This window comes from Dietzia sp. NPDC055340 (assembly GCF_053645335.1).
In genome coordinates, this window is the sequence record NZ_JBSHML010000034.1 from 1 (window position 1) to 7,107 (window position 7,107).

Below are 7,107 nucleotides of genomic sequence, written 5' to 3' on the forward strand. Positions count from 1 at the left end.
CTCCGGGGACGTGTTCCCCGGGGCGGCCGCCGTCGTCGGTCTTGTCGGCCTCACCGCGGTCGATTCGGCTTGCCACCGCAGTGCTGCAGACATTTCTCGCAGTGAAGTAGAGAGTTCGGGTGAGAAGGTTCCGGCTGGGCACCCGGTATGTGACCGGGGCTATCTTTTCGGTCGCGCAACGAACGGAAAGCGCTGTGAACTGCGGGTCTATAAATTAGGTAAGCCTTGGCGAACCTAGGTTAGGCTTGCCTCAATTCAAATGCTACTGTTCTGCCCATGCTCAGACAGCGCACAGGATCGGCTCGCGGAGCCGGCGCCCGCGGAACGTTTCGCCTGGCCGCAGCAGCGGTCCTCGTCGCCTCGCTGACCGCCTGCGGCGTCGCGGCCGGGGGCGGCGGAGACATGGCGAAGGTCTCCGGTATCCCGCTGGCCTCCGAGGCCACCGCGATCGATGATCCTCGTTCGTATCAGGGCGAACTATCTCTTCAGCTCGTCGACGACCCGGTGGCGCCGGTCGCGACCGACCCCGTGCCGCAGTTGCCGGCCGTGGTCACGGACAACCAGGGCACCGAGGTCGAGGTGGCCGACGTCTCGCGCATCCTGCCGTTGGACATCTACGGCACACTCTCGCGGATCGTCTACGAGCTGGGGCTCGGGGACAACGTCATCGGACGCGACGTCTCGTCCTCGTTCCCCGAGATCGCCGACCGTCCACTGGTCACGACCGACGGCCACCAGCTCAACGCCGAGGCGATCCTTGCGCTCAACCCCAGCGTAATCATCACCGACACCTCGCTCGGACCGTGGGATGTGGTGCTTCAGCTCCGGGACGCCGGAGTGCCCGTCGTCGTCGTCGACTCCCACCGTTCACCCGAGAACGTCGAGGCCCTCACCGAGGCTGTCGGCGCGGCGTTGGGCTTGCCCGACCAGGGGCGCGAGCTCGGCGCGCGGACCCGCGCGCAGATCACCGAGGCGGAGGAGTCGATCGCGACGATCACGCCGGACAGTGAAACCCGCCAGCTGCGCACCGTGTTCCTCTACGCCCGTGGCAGCGCCGGTGTCTACTACATGTTCGGCGAAGATAGCGGCGCCGACGCACTCATCACCGCCGCTGGCGGCTACGACGTCTCCTCGGAAGTCGGCTGGAAGGGCGCCAAGCCCGCCAACGACGAGGGGCTCATCGCCGCGCAGCCGGACGTGATCATCATGATGAACAAGGGCCTGGAGTCGGTCGGCGGAGTGGACGGGCTGCTCGAGAAGTTCCCGGCCATGGAACAGACGCCGGCCGGCGCGAACCGTCGGGTGATCTCGATGAACGACGACCTGCTGCTCTCGTTCGGCACCCGCACTCCGGCGGTGCTCAACGCGCTCGCCGTGGCGCTCTACGCCCCCGACGCGCTGTGACCGTCACCGAGGAGCGGCCCACCGCGGCACGCGCGGCGCGACGGTACACCACGGACGGTCCGGTCAAGGGGGCGGCGGGCTCGGCGAACCGGCTGCTCACCGGGGGACTCTTGGTTGCGGGCCTGCTGATTGCACTCCTGGTGCTCGCGGTGGTCGCCGCGGCCTCGGGGCAGCTCGCGATCCCGCCCGCGGAGGTGGCGTCGGGGTTCCTGCGGGGCCTCGGCCTGGACGTGGGGCCCGTCGAGAGCCACCCGCGCGCCGACGCGACGCTGTGGAGTGTGCGCTTCCCGCGTGTGGCGATGGCGATCGTCGTGGGGGCGGCCCTGTCCGTGGCGGGTGCGCTCATGCAGGGCGCGTTCGGGAACCCGCTCGCCGAGCCGAGTGTGGTGGGCGTGTCCGCGGGCGCCGCCGTGGGCGCCGCGTCCGCGATCGTGTTCGGACTGACCGCCTTCGGCGCGTGGACCAGTGTGCTGTGCGCGTTCGTGGCCGGCATCATCACCACGGCCGCCGTCTACCTTTTCAGCCGTAGTAACGGCCGGACGGAGGTCGTCACCCTCGTCCTGACCGGCATCGCCGTCAACGCGGTGGCCGGCGCCGCGCTCGCGTTCCTCATGTTCCTCGGCGACACCCAGGCGCGCGAGGAGATCGTGTTCTGGCAGCTGGGCAGCCTCAATGGCAGTCGGTGGGACCACGTGTTCGTGGTGGCGCCCCTGGCCCTGCTCGGGGTGCTGCTGGCCGCACGTCTGGCCCGCCCGCTCGACCTGTTGTCGCTGGGGGAGCGGCCCGCCCGCCACCTCGGCGTGAACGTGGAGCGACTGCGCATCTTCTCCATCGTGCTGGTGGGGCTGCTCACGGCCGCCGCCGTGAGTTTCTGCGGCATCGTCTCGTTCGTCGGACTGGTGGTGCCGCATCTGATCCGCATGGTCGCCGGCCCCGGGCACCGACTGTTGCTGCCGGCGTCCGCGCTGGGAGGGGCCGTCTGCCTGCTCGCCGCCGACATGGTGGCGCGCACCGCGGTCAATTACGCGGAACTGCCGCTGGGCATGGTCACCGCGGCGGTGGGCGGGCCGTTCTTCTTCTGGCTCCTCCACCGGACGCGCCGCACGGCAGGAGGCTGGGGATGAGTGCACAGGAAGCCCGGTCGCCGGTGCTTTCGGCGGAGGAGGTCACGGTTCGGATCGGCGGCCGGGTTCTGCTGGACAATGTTCGCCTGGATGTTCGCGCCGGCGAGGTGCTGGCGCTGGTCGGCCCCAACGGCGCCGGCAAGTCGACGCTGTTGGGCGTGGTCGCGGGCGACACGGAGCCCGCGTCCGGACGCGTCGTGGTGGACGGCCGGGACCTGCGCCAGTGGAAACTGGGGGACCTGGCGCGCCGCCGCGCACTGCTGACCCAGGCCAACTCGGTGGCGTTCCCGTTCACCGTGCGGGAAGTGGTGGCCATGGGCCGCGCCCCCTGGGCGGGGCATCCCGAGGGCGACGACGACGAGATGATCATCGACGAGTCGATCGCCGCCACCGACACCACGCATCTCTGCGACCGGACCTTCCCGACGCTGTCGGGCGGCGAGAAGGCTCGGGTGTCCCTGTCGAGGGCGCTGGCCCAGAGCACGGGCATCCTCCTACTGGACGAGCCGACGGCGGCCGTGGATCTGCGTCACCAGGAGCTCGTTCTGGGCCGGGCCCGCGATATGGCCGACGCCGGTGGCGCGGTGGTCGTGGTGCTCCACGACCTGGCGTTGGCGGCCGCGTGGTCGGACCGGATGGTGATGATCTCGAACGGTCGGGTCCGTGCGGAAGGGCCGCCCGCCTCGGTCCTCACCGCCGAGTTGATCGAAGAGGTCTACCACCAGGCGGTACTCATCCATCGGCACCCCGTGACCGGCGACCTGCTGGTCACGCCGGATCGACGCGGTCTGCGGCTGCCGGGATCCCAGGGGCTCGAGGTTCCTGTTCCCGATTCCGATCCCGCTCTCGTCAAGGAGTTCTCGTGACACACCCCAGAGTCCGTCCGGCGCAGGAACTGGCGCGCCGGCTCGTGGTGGCCGCCGTGGTGACGCTGTTCGGTGCCGGCATCCTGACCGTCGCGACCGCGGCGCCCGCGCAGGCCGCGGCCCGGTTGAGTGTGTCGAGCTCGCTGGGCGGTGCGGTCGCATCGAGTTCGGGTCCCACGACCTTCACCGTGTCCGGGTCCGGTTTCCAGGCCATCGACGGTGGCTTCGGTGGGGTGTACGTGGGCTTCGGCTGGGTCAACGGCTCCAGCTGGGGCCCGTCGAAGGGTGGAACCACCGGGAACGCCTACGACTACGTCCCCGACGATCAATCCAAGAACAACAAGGGCTATCAGGCGTTCGTGGCGTTCCCCGGCTCGTCCACGGCCGGGGAGGCCCAGGGCACGATGGGAAGTGACGGGTCGTTCCGGGTCCAGCTCACGGTTCCCGGCCCCACGTTCACCGGTGCCGGCGGCAAGCGCATTGACTGCCTCAAGATGACGTGCGGTTTCTTCACCTGGGGCGCGCACGGCGTGCGTAACGGGGCCAACGAGTCCTTCACGCCGGTGACGTTCCAGGGCGGGGCGGCACCGGCCGCCGACGAGGGGGCTGCGGCCCCCGCGGGCGAGGCGCCGGCAGCGCGGGCCGACAACGGCGGACAGTCCGGGCGCTCCGCCGCGGCCGGGCGGGCCTCGGGCCGGGCGCAGGGCTCGGTGTCGGTGCGAGGATCGGTTTCCTCGGGCTCCGCGGATGCCGGGGTGGGCCAGGCCAGCGGCGATGGTGACGCGGTCTCGCCTGAGGGCGAGGCCGCAGATGGCCCGGTGGACGCGACCGGCGGAACGCAACTGAGCGGGGCTGCCGTGGTGGAGGTCGACCGCAAGTCGGCCCGCCCCGGTGGTGCGATGGGCTTCGCCGCTGCCGGCTTCTGGCCGGGGGAGCAGGTGTACGTGGTGCTCGGTGAGGGAGACGCGGCGGTCGGCCCTGTGATCGCGGGCGTCGACGGCGAGGTCGCCGGCGTGATCGTTCTGCCCGAGGATCTCGAGCCGGGCACCCATGAGATTCGCGCGGCCGGTGCCGGATCCGCCCTGGAGGCCGAGGAGCGGTTCCCTGTCCGGGTGGCCATCGCCCCTGCGGCATCGTCCTCGGGGCTGCAGAGCTCGTTCAAGTGGATCTTCCTCGCACTGGCGGCGCTGATGTTGCTCGCAGTGGGCGCGTTGGTCATCAAGCGTCGCCAGGCGGCGGCCGATTCCGAGTCGCCGGATGGCGACAACGATGACGACGACAACAACGCCTCCGACCCGGATCTCCACACCAGGCCGGACGGCAGTCCCGAGGCTGCAGGCTCTGCATACGAGGCGTATCCGCCCACGTCGACCCCGTTCCCGCACCCGGCGATGGCCGGCGGCGCCGACAACTCCACGACCGAATTCGAGAAGAAGGATCTGCGATGAACCGGCAATCACAGTCGGCCCTTCGGCACGGCTTCGCCCTGGCAATGGTGCTTGCGCTGGTGCTGAGCGTGCTGCTCGGTGCCCCGCTCGCCCGGGCTCAGGACGGTGGTGACGGCACCTCAGCCTCTGAACTGAAGCTGGAAAACGCCGAACTCCGATGGGGACTGAACCGTGAGAGTTCGGGAATAAAGAACTTCATGGGTCACAACTTCTTAACCGCCGGAGATGCCACCGAGGTCATCAAGGGTGAGGCTGATCGCATCACCGCGACGGAGTGGAAAAACTCAGAAGGTGAAGTCCAGATCGAGAAGACCCCGGGGATCAAAGCCAATTGGCGCGATGCTGCTCCGGACAGTAAGACTTCGTCCGAAATGCAGTTCGTCTTCACGGGCGGGGAGGGAACCGTTGATCCGGACCAACAGACCGCTTCAGTGAAATGGACTGGAACTGCAAGCGTAATCTATTACTCGGGAATGTCTTTTTTCACAATTAGCGATCCGGAGTTGAAGATTGAAAAGGGGCGCGCAAAGCTGTCCGCAACCCTGGGCGGGGTGGCGTCGAGCCGAGATGGCGGGGTATGGAACCCCCTTCCTGACGAAGCTGGCGTTACGATAGCTGAACTTTCGTTAAAGGACTTGTTCAAAAAGGAGTCCGGGTTCTCGGTCGAGCCAGAATACTTTGGTGTCGTCTATTCTGCGGGCAACCAAACAGGCGGAGATTCCTTTGGGTCATTTCCGCCGGATTTTGTCGATTTCCTGCAGGAGGTCGGGATCGGCGACTACTTCTACTCGACAGGTCTGTCTGCCGATCCACGTAAGCCACCGTTGCCGCTCACAGTTAGCTGGGATTCAGACGACCGGACCGACATCGATGACGGCGGCAGCTCCAAGGGCATCCTCGGCCAGGTCTTCGACGACACGGTTGAGGACATCCTCCGCTCGGCCGGAACCGACGTCTCCGACACCGCCGCCGCCTGGATGGACGAGGCATGGAAGCCGCTCCAGCCAGGCGCGGCCAACGCTGACCAGGGGGCTCAGGGCGCCTGGGGTGAGACCGCGGTGGTCGACTCCACCGTTGACAGCGAGCTGGTGGTGGACGAGGAGTTCGCGTACGAGTACGAGGAGTACTACAGCGCTGGAACCCCGATGACCGCCGGCACGGTGGGCGCAGTGGCCGCGACCTCGAGCGGTGGTTCCGCTGGGGGCAGCACCCCCGCGGCGGCGAGCGCGGCGCCTACTTCTGTCGCGGACCCGGGCACCATGCCGGTCGCTGCGAACCTGCCGCTGACCGACGTCGTCTACTCCAACACTTCCGCCTCGTCAGACGCGGGAAACACCCTCCCACAGTGGCAATGGTGGGTCGGTGGGGTCCTGCTCGCGCTCGCGGCAGGCCTCTTCTACCAAGCAGTTCTCAGAAAGGACTGATGTGAAGTCTTCCTCCGATAGGTTCGCCCGCGCAGCTCGGCGGAGCACCGCGCTCGGCGCCGCCGCGTTGATTGCTGGCGTCGCACTGGCCCCCGTGGCCAACGCCGACAACGCGACCACCGGCACACTGGCGGACACGCTCCTGCAGATCATCGCCTCCGCCTCCGCGGCGGGCTCCGGCGAGGCCCCACAGGACGAATCTCAGCAGGCAGAGGGTCCGCGGGTGACCCTCTCGCAGTCGGTGATCAGCGCGAACGGCGAGCACGAGATCACCGTCACCGGGACTGGTTTCAAGGACGATTCGGTCGTAGGGGCCCGGCCGCCGCTCGCAGGCAAGGCCCCCGGTGTCTACGTGATCCTTGGCAAGTTCGCCGACGAGTGGAAGCCGTCCGAGGACGCAGCCTCCTCCGCTCGAAAGATCATCACGCAGCATTGGGCCGTCAACGCCGAGGACGTCGAGACAATCGGCGGTGCCGAGGACGGCGCGATCGTGCTGGGCGCCGACGGCAGCTTTACCGCGACCTTCACGGTGTCCAAGGCGCTTGTCGAGGACCAAGCTGGCGACGCTAACGGCAATCTCGGGATCTACACCTACGCAGGCAGTGGCGCGAAGCACGCAGCGTGGGAGACCTATCAGCCGATCAGCTTCGCCGAGCCCGCGACCAGTCCGCTCGGCAGTCTGACAGGGCTGTTCCCCATCTTCTGACCGGGACGCCGGTCAGATCGCACTCGGCCCCGACACCTCCTGAGTTGGTGTCGGGGCCGTGGTGTCTCTGCAGATAGTGGGTGGTGAAGGAACCAAGTACGACGACGACAACGCCCCGGGTCCGCTCACCGGACC

General features: G+C 68.2%; 6 protein-coding genes. All 6 read left to right on the forward strand.

Annotated elements, in window-relative coordinates; all coding sequences use genetic code 11:
- Positions 1–276 precede the first annotated feature (276 nt).
- Genes ACWIFB_RS17115 through ACWIFB_RS17140 form a run of 6 tightly spaced genes read left to right on the forward strand, consistent with a single transcriptional unit; the run spans position 277 to position 6,972 of the window.
- Positions 277–1,404, forward strand: a complete 1,128-nt coding sequence (locus tag ACWIFB_RS17115) for a heme/hemin ABC transporter substrate-binding protein (RefSeq protein WP_454058878.1) — start codon at positions 277–279, stop codon at positions 1,402–1,404.
- Positions 1,401–2,528: a FecCD family ABC transporter permease gene (locus ACWIFB_RS17120; protein ID WP_454058879.1), complete on the forward strand. Its 1,128-nt coding sequence runs from the start codon at positions 1,401–1,403 to the stop codon at positions 2,526–2,528. Before ACWIFB_RS17115 ends, ACWIFB_RS17120 begins: the two co-directional genes overlap by 4 nt.
- Entirely contained in the window at positions 2,525–3,394 is an 870-nt protein-coding gene (locus ACWIFB_RS17125) for a heme ABC transporter ATP-binding protein (RefSeq protein ID WP_452099084.1), read from the forward strand. The genes ACWIFB_RS17120 and ACWIFB_RS17125 overlap by 4 nt, the downstream gene beginning before the upstream one ends.
- Positions 3,391–4,842, forward strand: coding sequence for a hypothetical protein (locus tag ACWIFB_RS17130; protein ID WP_454058880.1), 1,452 nt, complete (start codon positions 3,391–3,393; stop codon positions 4,840–4,842). Before ACWIFB_RS17125 ends, ACWIFB_RS17130 begins: the two co-directional genes overlap by 4 nt.
- Complete coding sequence (locus ACWIFB_RS17135) at positions 4,839–6,266, forward strand: HtaA domain-containing protein (RefSeq protein ID WP_454058881.1); 1,428 nt, start codon at positions 4,839–4,841, stop codon at positions 6,264–6,266. Before ACWIFB_RS17130 ends, ACWIFB_RS17135 begins: the two co-directional genes overlap by 4 nt.
- Before the next feature lies 1 nt (position 6,267).
- Positions 6,268–6,972 carry a hypothetical protein gene (locus ACWIFB_RS17140; protein WP_454058882.1) on the forward strand — a complete coding sequence of 235 codons (705 nt, stop codon included), beginning with the start codon at positions 6,268–6,270 and terminating at the stop codon, positions 6,970–6,972.
- Positions 6,973–7,107: the final 135 nt, after the last annotated feature.

What these genes read in the sequence shown, in the direction of transcription:
- ACWIFB_RS17115 (WP_454058878.1), top strand. Translation starts at nt 277, where the DNA reads ATGCTCAGACAGCGCACAGGATCGGCTCGCGGAGCCGGCGCCCGCGGA.
- ACWIFB_RS17125 (WP_452099084.1), top strand. Translation starts at nt 2,525, where the DNA reads ATGAGTGCACAGGAAGCCCGGTCGCCGGTGCTTTCGGCGGAGGAGGTC.
- ACWIFB_RS17135 (WP_454058881.1), top strand. Translation starts at nt 4,839, where the DNA reads ATGAACCGGCAATCACAGTCGGCCCTTCGGCACGGCTTCGCCCTGGCA.